The sequence below is a fragment of the Acidovorax sp. genome, from assembly GCF_016783915.1.
GTDB lineage: Bacteria > Pseudomonadota > Gammaproteobacteria > Burkholderiales > Burkholderiaceae_C > Acidovorax.
The window spans coordinates 1-14,270 of sequence record NZ_JADHVT010000048.1 but is presented as its reverse complement, the minus strand read 5'-3'; the positions used below and the strand labels follow the sequence as shown (position 1 = coordinate 14,270).

The 14,270-nt window shown below is 66.9% G+C and carries 16 protein-coding genes; 8 read left to right on the top strand and 8 right to left on the bottom strand.

All coding sequences use genetic code 11. The annotated features are described in order from the left end of the window. Positions 1-79 precede the first annotated feature (79 nt). Positions 80-649, bottom strand: coding sequence for a MarR family transcriptional regulator (locus tag ISS20_RS11320; protein ID WP_291436644.1), 570 nt, complete (start codon positions 647-649; stop codon positions 80-82). A gap of 99 nt (positions 650-748) precedes the next feature. On the opposite strand from ISS20_RS11320, the gene ISS20_RS11315 reads away from it, so the two are divergent. The 4 genes from ISS20_RS11315 (at position 749) to ISS20_RS11300 (ending at position 4,608) form a co-directional block, all read left to right on the top strand. Further along, complete coding sequence (locus ISS20_RS11315; RefSeq protein WP_291436642.1) at positions 749-1,705, top strand: Bug family tripartite tricarboxylate transporter substrate binding protein; 957 nt, start codon at positions 749-751, stop codon at positions 1,703-1,705. Positions 1,706-1,859: 154 nt separating this feature from the next. Then, positions 1,860-3,194, top strand: a complete 1,335-nt coding sequence (locus ISS20_RS11310; RefSeq protein WP_291436640.1) for a sulfatase-like hydrolase/transferase — start codon at positions 1,860-1,862, stop codon at positions 3,192-3,194. A 266-nt stretch (positions 3,195-3,460) separates the two neighbouring features. Next, positions 3,461-3,694 carry a helix-turn-helix transcriptional regulator gene (locus ISS20_RS11305; protein ID WP_291436639.1) on the top strand — a complete coding sequence of 78 codons (234 nt, stop codon included), beginning with the start codon at positions 3,461-3,463 and terminating at the stop codon, positions 3,692-3,694. 185 nt (positions 3,695-3,879) lie between these two features. Continuing rightward, positions 3,880-4,608, top strand: a complete 729-nt coding sequence (locus ISS20_RS11300) for an alpha/beta hydrolase (protein ID WP_291436637.1) — start codon at positions 3,880-3,882, stop codon at positions 4,606-4,608. A gap of 77 nt (positions 4,609-4,685) precedes the next feature. On the opposite strand, the gene ISS20_RS11295 is transcribed toward ISS20_RS11300, so the two are convergent. Then, positions 4,686-5,588 carry a LysR family transcriptional regulator gene (locus ISS20_RS11295; protein ID WP_291436635.1) on the bottom strand — a complete coding sequence of 301 codons (903 nt, stop codon included), beginning with the start codon at positions 5,586-5,588 and terminating at the stop codon, positions 4,686-4,688. Between the two features lie 160 nt (positions 5,589-5,748). On the opposite strand from ISS20_RS11295, the gene ISS20_RS11290 reads away from it, so the two are divergent. The 3 genes from ISS20_RS11290 to ISS20_RS11280 are packed head-to-tail and all read left to right on the top strand — an operon-like array spanning position 5,749 to position 7,478. Further along, entirely contained in the window at positions 5,749-6,732 is a 984-nt protein-coding gene (locus ISS20_RS11290) for a TerC family protein (RefSeq protein WP_291436633.1), read from the top strand. A gap of 27 nt (positions 6,733-6,759) precedes the next feature. Beyond that, the gene (locus tag ISS20_RS11285; RefSeq protein ID WP_291436631.1) at positions 6,760-6,918 is read left to right on the top strand and encodes a hypothetical protein; all 159 of its coding nucleotides are present in this window, start codon (positions 6,760-6,762) and stop codon (positions 6,916-6,918) included. Continuing rightward, positions 6,918-7,478, top strand: coding sequence for a DUF2062 domain-containing protein (locus ISS20_RS11280; protein WP_291436630.1), 561 nt, complete (start codon positions 6,918-6,920; stop codon positions 7,476-7,478). Before ISS20_RS11285 ends, ISS20_RS11280 begins: the two co-directional genes overlap by 1 nt. Here the strand turns inward: ISS20_RS11280 and ISS20_RS11275 are convergent, their stop codons facing one another. The 5 genes from ISS20_RS11275 to ISS20_RS11255 all read right to left on the bottom strand — a co-directional run bounded on the left by ISS20_RS11275 (position 7,479) and on the right by ISS20_RS11255 (position 11,970). Continuing rightward, positions 7,479-7,928, bottom strand: coding sequence for a hypothetical protein (locus ISS20_RS11275; protein WP_291436627.1), 450 nt, complete (start codon positions 7,926-7,928; stop codon positions 7,479-7,481). A gap of 57 nt (positions 7,929-7,985) precedes the next feature. Then, positions 7,986-8,954 (bottom strand): tripartite tricarboxylate transporter substrate binding protein, encoded by a 969-nt coding sequence (locus tag ISS20_RS11270; protein WP_291436625.1) that lies wholly within the window; start codon positions 8,952-8,954, stop codon positions 7,986-7,988. A gap of 93 nt (positions 8,955-9,047) precedes the next feature. Further along, entirely contained in the window at positions 9,048-9,305 is a 258-nt protein-coding gene (locus tag ISS20_RS11265; RefSeq protein ID WP_056747964.1) for a DUF2783 domain-containing protein, read from the bottom strand. A 26-nt stretch (positions 9,306-9,331) separates the two neighbouring features. Beyond that, positions 9,332-10,984: an FAD-dependent oxidoreductase gene (locus tag ISS20_RS11260; protein WP_291436622.1), complete on the bottom strand. Its 1,653-nt coding sequence runs from the start codon at positions 10,982-10,984 to the stop codon at positions 9,332-9,334. Between the two features lie 26 nt (positions 10,985-11,010). Next, positions 11,011-11,970: an MBL fold metallo-hydrolase gene (locus ISS20_RS11255; protein ID WP_291436620.1), complete on the bottom strand. Its 960-nt coding sequence runs from the start codon at positions 11,968-11,970 to the stop codon at positions 11,011-11,013. A 142-nt stretch (positions 11,971-12,112) separates the two neighbouring features. Between ISS20_RS11255 and ISS20_RS11250 the strand changes: the two genes are divergently transcribed. Next, complete coding sequence (locus ISS20_RS11250) at positions 12,113-12,922, top strand: IclR family transcriptional regulator (protein ID WP_291436618.1); 810 nt, start codon at positions 12,113-12,115, stop codon at positions 12,920-12,922. Positions 12,923-12,934: 12 nt separating this feature from the next. Here the strand turns inward: ISS20_RS11250 and ISS20_RS11245 are convergent, their stop codons facing one another. Further along, positions 12,935-14,257: an O-acetylhomoserine aminocarboxypropyltransferase/cysteine synthase family protein gene (locus ISS20_RS11245; RefSeq protein WP_291436668.1), complete on the bottom strand. Its 1,323-nt coding sequence runs from the start codon at positions 14,255-14,257 to the stop codon at positions 12,935-12,937. Between the last annotated feature and the right edge of the window lie 13 nt (positions 14,258-14,270).

The window sequence follows — 14,270 nt, the reverse complement described above, 5'->3', positions numbered from 1 at the left end:
CTGTGGGCGGGTGGCTCAGAGCAGGTTTGAGGATATCGCTGGTTCCCCGTTTTGGGGCGACCCCATCCTGCAAACCCCCTCAATCCACATGCCGCCCGCCCCTGAGCCGGTAAGTGCGTGGTACGTCGGTGCGTGTGGCGACCAGTGCCTCGGCGCGCTGCTGCATGTCAGCGAGGGCCAGGTCGAGTGTCTGCACGGCCTCGGCGTTCAGTCCCGCAAGCAGGTCCTGGTTGAGTGTCCTTACCTGCGGGAAAAGGTCATCGTGCACAGCCTGCCCTGCAGGCGTCAGCGACAGCCTGGCCTGGCGCCGGTCACCGGGCATGGCGTCGCGCGTGATGAGTTTTTTGGCCAGCAGCGAGGTGATGGCACGCGAGGTGCGCGCGCGGTCCAGCCCCAGGCGATGGGCCAGCTCCGCCGGGGGCATGTCCGGGTGCTGGGCCAACATCATGAGCAGGCCCCACTCGCGCCGGGTGATGCCGTAGCCGCCTTCGCACAGGCGTACCACCAAGCTGCCTGCGACGGCAAGCAGGCGGTTGAGGCGATACATCAGCAGGTCGTTGACGGCCTGCGGGTGCGCCAGGCGGTGGGCGTGCGGTGCTGCAGTAAGGGGAGCCGGTTCAGGCGCGGGCATCAGGGTATTCACGGACATGAATTGATTAGATCAATCGATTGTGTGCCCAATACATTGGGCTCATCAACCCGTGCCCCCCGTTGCCGGGCCAGCCCGTCCAACCAGGAGAACTCCATCATGTGGAAACCCCTTGCCACCGCTGCACTGACCGCCGTGCTGGCCCTCTGTGCCACCCTGGCCAACGCGCAGGAGACGCCCTTGCGCATCGTGGTGGGCTACGCCCCTGGTGGCGCCACCGACCGTGTGGCCCGCATCGTGGCCGACAAGCTGGGCACCAAGCTCGGCACGCCGGTGATCGTGGAGAACAAGACGGGCGCGGGTGGCCGCCTCTCGGCCCAGGCGGTGAAGGCCGCGCCCGCCAACCAGCCCACGCTGCTGCTGGCCAACCCGGCCGTCATGCTGGTGGCGCCTCTGGTGTTCCCGGACGCAGGCTACGACCCCGAGCGCGACTTCCGCCCCGTGAGCCACGTCAACAGCTACGAATTCGGCGTGGCCGTGGGCAGTGCCGTGCCGGTGAAGGAGCTGCCACACCTCATGGCGTGGCTGCGGGCCAACCCGGACAAGGCCAACTTCGGCGTGCCCGCCACGGGCAGCCTGCCGCACTTCTTCGGTTTGATGGTGGGCGATGCCGCCAAGGTGCGCGCCGAGGTGGTGGGCTACCGGGGCTCGGCGCCGCTGCTCAACGACCTGCTGGGCGGCCAGGTGCCCGTGGCGTTTGACACCTTCGACACCCTGCTGCCCCAGCACGAGGCGGGCAAGATCCGCATCCTGGCCGTGTCGAGCGCCAAGCGCAGCCCGCTGGACCCCAAGATCCCCACCTTCAAGGAAGCCGGCATGGACCTCGCCGCTACCGGGTGGAACACCTTCTTCGCCCCCATGAGCATGCCCAAGGCCCAGGCTGAGCGCCTGGCTGGGCTGATCCACGAGGTGATGAAAGACCCGGACACCCAGCGCAAGTTTGAGACCGCCAAGATGGAGCCGGTGGTAGCGACCATGGGGCAGACCGAAGCCATGCTCAAGGCCTACCGCGCGCAGTGGGCGCCGGTGGTGCAGCGCTCAGGCTTCAAACCTTGATAGGAAGCACCCCCTGAGCGGCTTCGCCGCTTCCCCCTCAAGGGGGACGGCGGCCTCGCTGCGGGGCCGCCCTTGCTTGCCGCCCCTCGCCTCGGCCGTGCCTATTGCCTATTGAAGAGGCAATGGGCGCGGCTGAGTGAAACTGGACTTCAAGATGACCACAAAACCCCGCCCCAACATCATCTTCATCGTTGCTGACGACCTCGGCTACGCCGACCTGGGCTGCTACGGCGGGCGCGACGCGGCGTTTGGCCCGGTGTCGCCGGTGCTCGACCAGCTGGCGGCCAACGGCCTCAAGCTCACGCAGGGCTACTCCAATTCGCCCGTCTGCTCGCCCACGCGCTTTGCGCTGATGACGGCGCGCTACCAGTACCGCCTGCGCGGCGCGGCCGAGGAACCCATCAACAGCAAGAGCCGGGGCAGCACCACGCTGGGCCTGCCGCCCGAGCACCCCACGCTGCCCTCGCTGCTGCGTGCAGCGGGCTACCGCACGGCGCTGATGGGCAAGTGGCACCTGGGTTATCCGCCCGCGTTCGGGCCGCTGCGCTCGGGCTACGAAGAATTCTTCGGGCCCATGTCGGGCGGGGTGGACTACTTCACGCACTGCAGCTCCAACGGCACGCACGACCTGTACCTGGGCGAGGAGGAAAAGCAGCAGGATGGTTACCTCACAGACCTCATCACCGACCACGCGCTGGACTACGTGCAGCGCATGGCGCTGGGGGCACAGGCGGGCACACCGTTCTTTCTGAGCCTGCACTACACGGCGCCTCACTGGCCGTGGGAAACGCGCGACGACGAGGCGCTGGCGCAGGAGGTCAAGGGCAACCTGTTTCACCTGCACGGCGGCAACATCGAGACCTACCGCCGCATGATCCACCACATGGACGAGGGCATCGGCCGCATCATGGTGGCGTTGCAGCGGCACGGCATTGACCGCGACACGATGGTCGTGTTCACCAGCGACAACGGCGGCGAGCGCTTCTCGGACAACTGGCCGCTGGTCGGCGGCAAGATGGACCTGACCGAAGGCGGCATCCGCGTGCCCTGGATCGCACACTGGCCCGCCGTGATCGCACCCGGCGGCGTGAGCGCGCAGACCTGCATGACCATGGACTGGTCGGTCACGATCCTCGACGCCGCAGGGGCCGCCGCGCATGCGGACTACCCGCTCGATGGCCGCTCGCTGATGCCGCTGCTGCGCGATGCCAACGTGATCGACGAGCCCCCGCTGTTCTGGCGCATGAACCACCGGGGCCAGCGCGCCATGCGCCAGGGCGTGTGGAAGTACCTGCGCGTGGATGGCAACGACTACCTGTTCAACCTGGCCGAGGATGAGCGCGAGCGCGCCAACCGCGCGCCCGTGGAACCCGAGCGGCTGCACGCCATGCGCGCAGCGTGGGAGGCCTGGAATGCGTCCATGCCCGCCATTCCCGACGATGCGACCGTGAGCCTGGGGTACTCGGTGAAGGACATGCCGCAGCGCTGAGCCTGGCACGCAGGCCGTCAGGAGAGTTTGGCGGGCGGGCTTGCCCTGTTGCCTGCCCGGCCCGCTTGCCGGTAGATTGGGCGCCATGCCCGCCGCCTCTGCGCCCTCGTCTCCCGCTGCGGTGCGCCAGTGGACCACCGACGTGGTGGCGCCGCCCGCGCGCATGCCACTGCTGCGCGCAGCCTGCATGCCCATCTGTGTGCGCTGCTGCAGGCGCGCATCGACCAGCCGGGCCTCTTGGCTCAGGTTTGGCGCAGGAGGTGGGCGTGTCGCTGCGCACCCTGCACCGGGCCTTTGCGGCGCAGGGCCACACCTTTGCGGGCACGTTGCGCGAATTGCGCCTTGCGCGGGCGGGCGAACTGCTGCGCCGCCCCCAACTGGCCCATGTGGCCGTGGGCGAGATCGGGCGGCGCTGCGGCTTTGCCGACGCCTCGCATTTCGCCCGGGCCTTCCGGCGCGCCATGGGCGTGTCGCCCGCGCAGTGGTGGCGCGGCGGCTGAGGTCGCCCGCAAGCCAAACGCTCGACCGGTGTGACAGCCCGCGCTGGCCTGTGGGTGAGCGCTCTGGCACATCCAGCACAGCAGGCTGGCACGCGCGGGCCATTCAGAGCCACCGGGTGTTTCTAAGGTAACGGCAGGGCGGATTGCCCGGTTCCACAACGCAACACAGCCCCAAGGAGACACACATGCCGGATACCTATGTCCTGGTCCATGGCGCCTGGCACACCGGTGCCGAAATGGAAGCCACCGCCGCCCACCTGCGCGCGCGCGGCCACACCGTGCATTGCCCTACGCTCGCTGGCAACCGCCCCGGCGACGACCGCGCCGCCACAGGCCTGGCCGACGCGGTGGATTCGCTGGCGGCTTTCATCGAAGGCCAGGGCTTGAGCGATGTGCGCCTGGTGGGCCACAGCTACGGTGGCATGGTCATTAGCCACATGCCCGCGCGGCTGCCGGGGCGTGTCCGCCGCCTGGTGTACTGGAACGCCTTCGTGCCGCAGCACGGCGAATGCCTGAACGACCTGGTGCCACCGCACTACCGTGCGCTGTTCGACCAGGTCGCGGCAAGCAGCGGCAACGCCGTGATGTTGCCGTACCCCATCTGGCGCGATGCCTTCATCAACGACGCCGACGAGGCCCTGGCGCGCAGCACCTACGCGCTGCTCAACCCCCACCCCTACCGCACCTTCACTGAACCCGCGCAACTGCCCGTACCGCTGGCCGCGCTGGAGGTGGGCAAGAGCTACCTGAACGCGCAGCAGGACACGGCACTGCCCCACAGCCTGCCCTGGCATCCGCGCCTGTCGGAGCGGCTGGGCCTGTTCCGCCTGGTGGAGTGCCCGGGCAGCCATGAGCTGTGTTTTTCCGACCCCGCGTCGGCGGCGCTTCACATCGAGCGGGCCGGGCGCGACTGACCTGTGCCCGCAAGGGCATGGCGCCAGTTTTTAGCCCTTTTAGCCTCAAGCGCCAGATGTATATGCGCTGGCAGCTATCAATTCAATAGCGTTCCGCCCTGACCCGCCTCCAGCAGCCGCGTGAGCAGCGGGTGCATCACCTTGCGCGCGCTGTAGATCAGGTGGAACTGTTCCTGTACGTCGGGCGTGGTGCCCACCTGTACCAGCCCATGCGTCTTGGCAAGGTGTTCGCCCAACGACACCGGTGCGGGCATCACGCCCATGCCGGTAGCGGCAAAGGTGCTTAACAGCGCGCTGTCTTCAAACTCCCCGGCAATGCGTGGGCGGATGCGCTCGCGCTCCAGCCAGTGGTCGATGCGCGCGCGCATGGCGGCGTGGTCGGTGGGCAGCAGCAAGGGCACCACGGCCAGGCTGTGGGGGAAGTTGCTGGCCGCCGCCTCGGCCCACAGCGGGGGGGCGTACCAGGCGATGGCGCTGGTGCCCAGCAGCTGGCTGGTGGTGCGCAGCGCGGGGTTGGGGGGCGCTGCGCGGTCGGCCAGCACGGCGTCGAGCTTGTGCAGTGCCAGCTCGCCCAAGAGTGGCTGGAACTCGCCCTCGTGGCACAGCAGGCGCAGGTGCGGCTCGTCCAGCACGGGCGTCAGCAGCCGGTGCACGGCCAGTTTGGCAATGCCGTCGGAGATGCCCAGGTTCAGCCGCAGTGTCTGGCCTGTGGCTGCTTCGCGCACGCGCACCGGCAGCAGCTCGCCCAGCGCAAAGATATGGTCCGCCTCGTGCAGCGCGGCCACGCCCGCGTCGGTCAGCACCAGGTTGCGGCCCTCGGTACGCAGCAGGCTCACGCCCAGCGACTTTTCCAGCTCGCGCACTTGGGCGCTGATGGTCTGTACGGCCATGTCCAGCCTTTCGGCGGCGCGGGCGATGCCGCCCTCCTTGGCGACCACCCAGAAGTAGAAAAGATGGCGGTAGTTGAAGCTCTGGCTCATGATCTCTTTGCGGTGTGCCTGTCAAAAAGGTGTTTGGTTCGTAAAAACCGAACCAATACTACTGTGATCACAGGTTTTAAAGAAGTACCCCAGCCCCTACAGTCCGGGGCTTGGGCGCCCGGCTTGCCTGGGTGTGTGAGGGCATCTTTGGAGAAACTCGATGGAAACAATTGGAACGTGGTGGATGTGGGCGGGATTTGCCGTCTTCGTGGTCGTTGCCATAGCCGTTGACTTGCTGGTCATGGAGCGCCAGGGCGCGCACAAGGTCACCATGGGCGAGGCTGCGCGCTGGAGCCTGTTGTGGTTCTCCCTGGCCTTCGTGTTTGTGGCCATCCTGTGGTGGTACCTGGACAGCAGCCAGGGGCGCGAGATCGCCAACACGGTGTCCATGCAGTTCATCACCGGATATCTGGTGGAGAAGAGCCTGTCAGTGGACAACATCTTCGTCTTCCTCATGCTGTTCAGCTACTTTGCCGTGCCGCCGCAGTACCAAAAGCGCGCACTCATCATCGGCATCATTGGCGCCATCGTGCTGCGCACGCTGCTCATCCTGGCCGGTGCCTGGCTGCTGGCCACCTTCCACTGGCTGCTGTATGTGTTCGGTGCGTTCCTGGTCATCACCGGCGTGAAGATGTGGTTTGCCGCCGGGCAGGAAACCGACATTGCCACCAACCCGGTGCTCAAGTTCCTGAAAAAGCGCATCCGCATCACCGACCAGTTCGATGGTGAAAAGCTCTCGACCATGATCAATGGCGTCAAGCACTACACCCCGTTGTTCGTGGTGCTGATCCTGATAGGCACGACCGACATCATCTTTGCGGTGGACAGCATCCCGGCCATCTTCGCGATCACGAGCGACCCTTTCATCGTGCTCACGGCCAACATTTTTGCCATCCTGGGCTTGCGTGCGCTGTACTTCCTGCTGGCTGACCTGGCAGACCGCTTCCACCTGCTGGCCTACGGCCTGGCGCTGGTGCTGGTCTTCATCGGCGGCAAGATGCTGCTCATCGACTTCGTGAAGATTCCAATCGGCTATGCGCTGCTGGTCACGGCCACGCTGATCGCCGGGTCCATCTTCCTGTCGCTGCGCAATTCGGGCGAGGCTGCCAAGGGCGCCCCACCCGCACTGCCCCCCAAGGCCTGATCGCTGCCGAACCTGGAGACCACAACCATGGATCTGATCGAATCGGTGATGCTGTGTATGTTGTTGGGCCTGGTGGGGGCCAGTGCCATGGCCTACCACGCTGACAACGAGCCGCGCGACGTGCGCCTGCTGGTGGGCCTCACCACCTTGTGGGGCGCTGGTACCGCAGTAGCGTTGGTTGCATGATGCAGTCGCTGTGTCGCTTGCGCCGCTGGCTGCGCGCTCTGGAGCCCCGGGCCCGCCAGCTTCTGGACCGCAGCTGGCTGGCGCAGTTCCAGCCCTGGCTGGAGCAGCGGGCCCTGTTTCGCTTTCAGCGCCAGCCGCTGGCGCGCGGGGTGGCGGCGGGCATGTTCTGCGGCCTGATCCCCGGGCCGTTGCAGATCCCTGGCACGCTGCTGGTGTGCGCCTGGCTGCGCGGCAACGTGGTGGCCGGAGGCGTGGCCACCTTCTATACCAACCCGCTCACCACCGTGCCGCTGTATGTCATGGCCTTTTACCTCGGGGCGCTGGTGATGCCCGGCGCGCAGACGTTGCCCGCCTGGAGCAGCGTGGCGCCGGGAGGGGAGTTCACGGTGCAGGCCCTGGGCACCTGGATGCAGGCGCTGGGCACACCGCTGCTGGTGGGCCTGCCCACGCTGGGCCTGCTGCTCGCGGCGCTGGGCTATGCCAGCGTGCAGCTGCTGTGGCTGACCCCCGCACTGCAGCGCAAGCGCCGGCTGGCTCGCTGCAGGCAGTCTGCCTGCTGACTACCCTTCGGTCTGCTGGCGTGGCCGCCACGCCAGCGCACCGTCGTGGGACTTGTCCGGCAGCGGGAGCCCCAACGCTTGCGTCAGCTCCGCCAAGTCGTCAAGGTATGCCCAAGACTGCCCACGCGCCGGCTGCTTGATCTGCAACGAAAACTCCAGCGAGGCGGGAAAGTCGTCGTAGTTCGTGATGAGTGCGTGGCGGCCGCTGGCAAGGCGCAACGCAAACTGCCGCCCCGCGCGCGGCGCGCCGACCGTGGCGCGAAACCGTGTGCTGCGGGCGGCAAACACCCTCATTGCGTCGTCGAACGGGTGGTTGTCGATGTGGCACGGGTACAGATCGCAGGCGGGCAGCTTGGTGAGCGGCACCCATTGCGCTGCGAGGCGTGCGGAGACGTTGGCGTGCTTGGCGTCGGGCATTGTGGTGTGCGCAGGCAGGGCAGAGGTCGCCATCGTATGCGCCTCATGTGCTTCCGTCCTTTGCGCCCTGTGCTGCTGCGTTGCAGCGCGTCAGTCCAGCTTCACACCGACTTTTGTGATCACGCGCCCCCATTTTTCGCGCTCGGTGCGCGCAAAGCTGCCCATCTGGGCGGCTGTGCCGGGCATGGGCTCCACGCCCAGGGCCTGCAGGCGGGCCTTGGTGCGCGTGTCGGCCAGGGCCGTCTGCAGCGCCTTGCTGAAGCTGGCCACCACATCGGCCGATGCGCCCGTGGGCACCACCAGCCCCTGCCACGCAAAACCTTCAAACCCCTGCAGGCCCTGCTCGGAAATCGTGGGCACATCGGGCATGGTCGTCACGCGCTGGGGGCTGGCCACGCCAATCGCGCGTACCTTGTTGCCCGCGAGGAACGGGTACACCGTGGCACTGTCGATCCACATCGCGGACACCTGGCCGCCAATCACGTCCTGGATGGCCGGAGCCGCGCCGCGATAAGGCACATGGGTGAGCTTGAGCCCGCTTTGCTCGCGGAACAGCTCGCCCACCAGGTGGTGCGGGCTGCCCGGCCCGGCCGACGCCCAGTTCACGCCATCGGCCTGGCCCTTGGCCCAGGCCATGAACTCCTTGAGGTTCTTGGCCGGCACGCTGTTGGACACCACCAGGAACATGGGGAAACGCACCAGCAGGCCCACGGGCTGGAAGTCCTTTTCGGCGTTGTAGCTGAGCTTGCTGAACAAAAACGGATTTGCCGCCAGCGTGGCGAAGTCGGCCGAGAACATCAGGTTGCCGTAGTCCTTGTTGCGCGCTGCGTACTCTGCGGCGATGTTGGTGCCCGCGCCGGGCTTGTTGTTGATGATGATGGGGCGGCCCAGCGTGGCCGACATCGACTCGGCAATGGTGCGGGCCACGATGTCCGAGCCGCCGCCAGCGGCATAGCCCACCACCCATTCGAGTGGTTTGGTGTCCTGGGCGTTGGCCAGGGGCAGTGTGGTGGCAAGGGCCAGGCCTGCGAGGGTGGCGAGGAAGTGTTTGCGCTGCATGGTGGTGTTGTCTCCGTAGTGGTCAAAGTTCAAGGCGAGTCGGGCCCTGCACCGTCTGCGCGGTGTTGGGGTTGTGGGGGCCATGGGTGCGGGCTAGGCCGCGACGGCGTGGGTAGGCACCACGGGCGTGATGGCCTGGTGGGTCCGCTGGTCTGCCGTGGGCACGGCATCGCCGCGCGCCAGTTGCAGCGCGTGTTGCAGCGTGGCCTGGTCACCGATGTGGTTGGCCAGCAGCAGCACCAGGCGCGCGTTCATGGCGTGGCTCTCGGGGGTAGAGAGGCCTTGGTGCGCAGCGATCAGCGCTTCATAAAAGTCGTCGCAGGCCTGCAGGTTCGGTTGGGTGTTCAGCATGGGCATGTTCCTTGTCGTCTTCCTGGTCAGACGGCGGCGGCCGTGGCACGGGCCAGCGCGCTGCGCACGGCAGCTTCGGTGGGCGTGCGCCAGCGCGCACACACATGCTGGTCGGGCCGCACCAGGTACACGGTGCGCGGCAGCGCGTCCAGCCGCTGGGCAGCCAGCGCCTGGTGGTCGATCACGTCGATGCCGATCTGCAGCACCTTCACATCGGGCAGGTCACGCGTCCATGCAGGGGCAGGGCCAAACACCAGCAGCGTGAAGTCCGGCCCCAGCTCGCGCAGCAGCCAGGTGGGCTGGCCCTGTTTGGTCAAGGGTGCGTCCAGCAGCACGGCACCGGGCACCTGGGTGCCCACAAACGCATCGGTGTCGGGCGTGCTCAAAGGCGACACATGCAGCGTGGCGGGCACCGACAGGCGCCCGCTGTTGACGATGCGGCGCGCAAATGCATGCTCGCGTGCCAGGTGCAGTGCCGCATCGCGGAACAGGCGGCTCACTTCGCTCTTGGGCGTGATGAAGTCGGTGGCGCGGGTGGAGTTGCACAGGTTCTCGTCGGCCGCGTATTCACGCTCGGGGCCATAGGTGGCCACCAGCGCCGGGCTGGCCCGGCCCTTGAGCACCCAGTCCAGCTTCCAGGCCAGGTTCTCGGCGTCCTGCACACCGCTGTTGGCGCCACGGGCGCCAAAGGGCGAGACGCCGTGGGCGCTGTCGCCCGCGAAGATGACGCGGCCGTGCACGAACTGATCCATGCGCAGGCAGGCAAAGGTGTAGACGCTGGCCCAGTCCAGTTCGAACTGCGCATCCGCACCCAGCAGCGCCTTCACGCGGGGGATGATGTTTTCGGGCTTTTTCTCTTCCTCGGGGTCGGCGTCCCAGCCCAGCTGGAAGTCGATGCGCCACACGTTGTCGGGCTGGCGGTGCAGCAGTACGCTCTGGTTGGGATGAAAAGGCGGGTCGAACCAGAACCAGCGCTCGGTCGGAAAGTTGGCCTCGTCCGCCAGCTTCACGTCGGCGATCAGAAAGCGGTCCTGGAAGATGCGCCCCTTGCTCTCCAGCCCCAGCATCTGCCGCGTGGGCGAGCGCGCGCCGTCGCAGGCCACCAGCCACTGCGCGTCGATCTGGTAGGCGCCTTCGGGCGTGTCGATGCAAAGCAGCGCGCCGTCCGCGCGGCTTTGCACGGCCGTCACCTTGTTGTGCCAGCGGATGTCGATGCCCGGCAATTGCAGCGCGCGCTCCACCAGGTAGGCCTCGGCGTAGTACTGCTGCAGGTTGATGAAGGCGGGGCGCTCGTGGCCTTCTTCGGGCAGCAGATTGAATTCATACAGCTGCTCGTCTTTGAGGAACACCTTGCCCAGGTTCCACGAAATACCCTTGTTCACCATGCGCTGGCCCACGCCCAGGCGGTCCCAGATTTCGAGCGTGCGTTTCGCAAAGCAGATGGCGCGCGAGCCGATGGAGAGCTTGTGGTCGTTGTCCAGCACCACCACACGCTGTCCTCGCTGGGCCAGGTCGATGGCCAGCGACAGGCCCACGGGGCCCGCGCCGATGACCACGATGGGGTGCTGTGCGGGCGCGGTGCGGTCCTGGTCGGGCGAGCGCACGTAGCCGAAGTCGATGCCCTGCACCTCGGCGCCACTGGCGTGAAAAGCCTCGCGGGGAATGTCTCTGGGGTTCATTTTTTGTCTCCTCCAACCTCGGCGGTTCAGCCTTCCAGGGCTTTCCACATTTGAATGTCGCGTTCAGCGGTCCAGATGCGTGGGTCGGGGTATTGCGTGGCCTCGTCGTACGCTCGGGTCACGTCGAACGGCATGCAGTGGTTGAAGATCACCCAGTGCCCGTACTTGGGTTGCAGTTGGGCAAACGTGGCCTCGTAGACCTTGCGCAGGTCTTCGCCCTTCGCAGCGCTGGCCTTCACGCTCTCGTACAGGTCGCTGATGAAGGCGCGCGTGCCCGCCAGGCCCGCCTGCACCTGCTCGGGCGTCTGCAGTGCGACGCCCCGGCCGGGCACCAGCTTTTCGGGCTTCAGCGCCGCGATGTTGTCCAGGGTCTGCGGCCAGTCCTGAAAGTACGCATCGCCCGCATACGGCGTGGCGTCGAACTCCACCAGGTCGCCGCTGAACAGGATCTTTTCTTGCGGCAGCCAGGCGACCGTGTCGCCCTTGGTGTGGCCCCGGCCCAGCTGCAGGATCTGCACTTCGAGTTTGCCCAGCCACAGGGTCATCTTCTTGTTGAAGGTCATGGTCGGCCAGGTCAGGCCGTCCGGCACGCTCTCCACGTTCTGGAACAGGCGCGGGAAGCGACCGATCTCGCTGTCCTTGTCGAATTGGCCGCGCTCCACGATCAGGTCGCGCGTGTCCTCGCTGGCAATGATGTGCTCGGCGCCGTAAGCGCTTGCGCCCAGCACGCGCACCGCGTGGTAGTGGGAGAGCAGCACGTACTTGATGGGCTTGTCCGTCACCTCGCGGATGCGGCGGATCACGTCCTGCGCCATCACGGGCGTGGCCTGGGTGTCGATGACCATCACCGCGTCGTCGCCAATGATGATGCCGGTGTTGGGGTCGCCCTCGGCGGTGTAGGCATAGGTGTGGTCGGAGAGCTTGTCGAAGCTCACCTTCTTCACTTCGAGGTCGGCGGCGGAGGCAAAGGTTTTGACGGTGCTCATGGCAGTGATTTGTTAATGGTGAATGCGTTTATCTAAACGGAATGTGTTGATGTTAGGCAAGAAATTCGTCTATGTCTAATGCATTTGATTAGGTGTAAACCCGTAGCGTGGAGCCGTGCCGCGCTGCGTGGACAATCGCCGCATGCCCACCACGACCCCCGACCTGCCCCCCGCCGACGACGAAGACACGCCCCGCAGCCCGCGCGGCATCCAGAGCGTGGAGGTGGGCGGACAACTGCTGAAGGTGCTGGCGCGCACCGGCCGGCGCATGGCGCTCAAGGACCTGGCCCGAGCGGCGGACATGACGGCCGCCAAGGCGCACCCCTACCTGGTGAGCTTTGGCAAGCTGGGCCTGATCGAGCAGGACGCCGTGAGCGGCCATTACGGCCTGGGCCCCTTGGCCATGCAGCTGGGCCTCATCAGCCTGCAGCAGGTGGACCCGGTGCGCCTGGCCATTGCCGAGCTGCCCGCGCTGGCCCAGCGCATCGGCTACACCGTGTCGGCCTCTGTCTGGGGCGACAGTGGTCCCACCATCATCCGTGTGGAAGAAGGACCCACCGCCGTGTACGTGGCCATGCGCCATGGCACCACGGCCTCGGTGCGGCATACGGCCACGGGCAAGGTGTTTGCAGCCTTCGGCCCGCGCGAGCGCGCTGCGGCTGCGCTGGCTGCAGAAGGGTTTGCGGGGGCGCTGGATGAGCCCGCGTTCGCGGCGGAGCTGGAAGTGGTGCGTACGCACCAGATCAGCGAAGTGACGGACCAACTCCTGCCCGGCATCAGCGCGCTGGCGACGCCGGTGTTTGATGGGTTCGGGCAGCTGGTGCTGTGCATCGCCGTGATCGGTCCCAGCGCCACGCTGCAGACCGGGCCCGCCAGCCCGGCGGCGCAACATCTGCGCGAGGCGGCGCGGAGTTTGTCGCAGCGCCTGGGGGCGCCGGTCGGCCCCGCGTAGCCCGTGGGGCGATCAGCCCGCTGCGCGCCCCAGCGCCTGGTCGATGTCCCACAGGATGTCGTCTAGGTCTTCAATCCCCACCGACAGCCGCACCATGTCCGCGCTCACGCCCGCGCGGGCCAGTTCTTCTTCGTTCAGCTGGCGGTGCGTGGTCGATGCAGGGTGGATCACCAGCGTCTTGGCGTCGCCGATGTTGGCGAGGTGGCTCAAAAACTCGCAGGCGTCGATGAACTGCTCGCCGGCGGCTGCGCCGCCCTTCACGCCAAACGTGAGGATGCCCGATGCGCCGGGCGTGCCATCCACAGCACGGAACTGCTTTTGCGCGAGGTCGATATACGGCGAATCCGGCAGACCGGGGTAATTGACCCACGCCACCTGCGGGTGGCTCTGCAGAAACTTCGCCACCGCCAGCGCGTTGCGGCAGTGCTCGCGCATGCGCAGGTGCAGGGTTTCGGCGCCCTGCAGCAGCTGCCAAGCGTTCATGGGCGAGAGCACGCCGCCAAAGGTGCGGTTGACCTCCATGCGCGCCTTCATGGTGTAGCCAAAGTCGCCAAACGTCTCATAAAACTTCACGCCGTGGTAGGCCCGGCTGGGCTCCACCATCTCGGGGAATTTGCCGTTGTCCCACGGAAACTTGCCACCCTCCACCACCACACCACCCATGGTCGTGCCGTGGCCGCCGATGTACTTGGTGGCGCTGTGCACCACGATGTCGGCGCCCAGCTGCAAGGGGTTGCACAGGTACGGGCTGGCCACCGTGTTGTCGATGACGAGCGGCACGCCGTGCGCATGCGCCACCTCGGCCACGGCCGCGATGTCGAGCACGTTGACCAGCGGGTTGCCGATGGTCTCGCCGTACACAGCGCGGGTGTTGGGGCGCATGGCGCGTGCAAAGTTTTCGGGGTCGACCGGGTCCACAAACGTGGTCTCGATGCCCAGACGCGAAAAGCCCACGCCCAGCTGCCCCACGGTGCCTCCATACAGCGTGCTCGCCGCCACGATGTGGTCGCCGGTCTTCAGGATGGCCAGCAGCGCCGCCATCTGCGCGGCCATGCCGCTGGCGCAGGCGAGCGCGGCGCGGCCGTTTTCGAGGCTGGCGATGCGCTCTTCGAATACCGCCACCGTGGGGTTGCTGATGCGGCTGTAGACGTTACCAAAGGTCTGCAGGTTGAACAGGCTGCTAGCGTGGTCTGCGTTGTCGAACACAAAGCTGGTCGTTTGGTGGATGGGCGTGGCGCGCGCGCCGGTCACCGGGTCGGGCTGCGCGCCAGCGTGGATGGCGCGGGTGCCAAAGCCGAAGTGTCGGTCGGCACCGTTGGATGTGGGCTCGGTCATGGCGGTGGCGCAG

Coding starts and splice junctions, on each gene's coding strand:
- ISS20_RS11310 (WP_291436640.1), top strand. CDS start 1,860: ATGACCACAAAACCCCGCCCCAACATCATCTTCATCGTTGCTGACGAC.
- ISS20_RS11245 (WP_291436668.1), bottom strand. CDS start 14,257: ATGACCGAGCCCACATCCAACGGTGCCGACCGACACTTCGGCTTTGGC.
- ISS20_RS11255 (WP_291436620.1), bottom strand. CDS start 11,970: ATGAGCACCGTCAAAACCTTTGCCTCCGCCGCCGACCTCGAAGTGAAG.
- ISS20_RS11275 (WP_291436627.1), bottom strand. CDS start 7,928: ATGGCGACCTCTGCCCTGCCTGCGCACACCACAATGCCCGACGCCAAG.
- ISS20_RS11295 (WP_291436635.1), bottom strand. CDS start 5,588: ATGAGCCAGAGCTTCAACTACCGCCATCTTTTCTACTTCTGGGTGGTC.
- ISS20_RS11290 (WP_291436633.1), top strand. CDS start 5,749: ATGGAAACAATTGGAACGTGGTGGATGTGGGCGGGATTTGCCGTCTTC.
- ISS20_RS11320 (WP_291436644.1), bottom strand. CDS start 649: ATGTCCGTGAATACCCTGATGCCCGCGCCTGAACCGGCTCCCCTTACT.
- ISS20_RS11265 (WP_056747964.1), bottom strand. CDS start 9,305: ATGCTGAACACCCAACCGAACCTGCAGGCCTGCGACGACTTTTATGAA.
- ISS20_RS11315 (WP_291436642.1), top strand. CDS start 749: ATGTGGAAACCCCTTGCCACCGCTGCACTGACCGCCGTGCTGGCCCTC.
- ISS20_RS11300 (WP_291436637.1), top strand. CDS start 3,880: ATGCCGGATACCTATGTCCTGGTCCATGGCGCCTGGCACACCGGTGCC.
- ISS20_RS11280 (WP_291436630.1), top strand. CDS start 6,918: ATGCAGTCGCTGTGTCGCTTGCGCCGCTGGCTGCGCGCTCTGGAGCCC.
- ISS20_RS11285 (WP_291436631.1), top strand. CDS start 6,760: ATGGATCTGATCGAATCGGTGATGCTGTGTATGTTGTTGGGCCTGGTG.
- ISS20_RS11270 (WP_291436625.1), bottom strand. CDS start 8,954: ATGCAGCGCAAACACTTCCTCGCCACCCTCGCAGGCCTGGCCCTTGCC.
- ISS20_RS11260 (WP_291436622.1), bottom strand. CDS start 10,984: ATGAACCCCAGAGACATTCCCCGCGAGGCTTTTCACGCCAGTGGCGCC.
- ISS20_RS11250 (WP_291436618.1), top strand. CDS start 12,113: ATGCCCACCACGACCCCCGACCTGCCCCCCGCCGACGACGAAGACACG.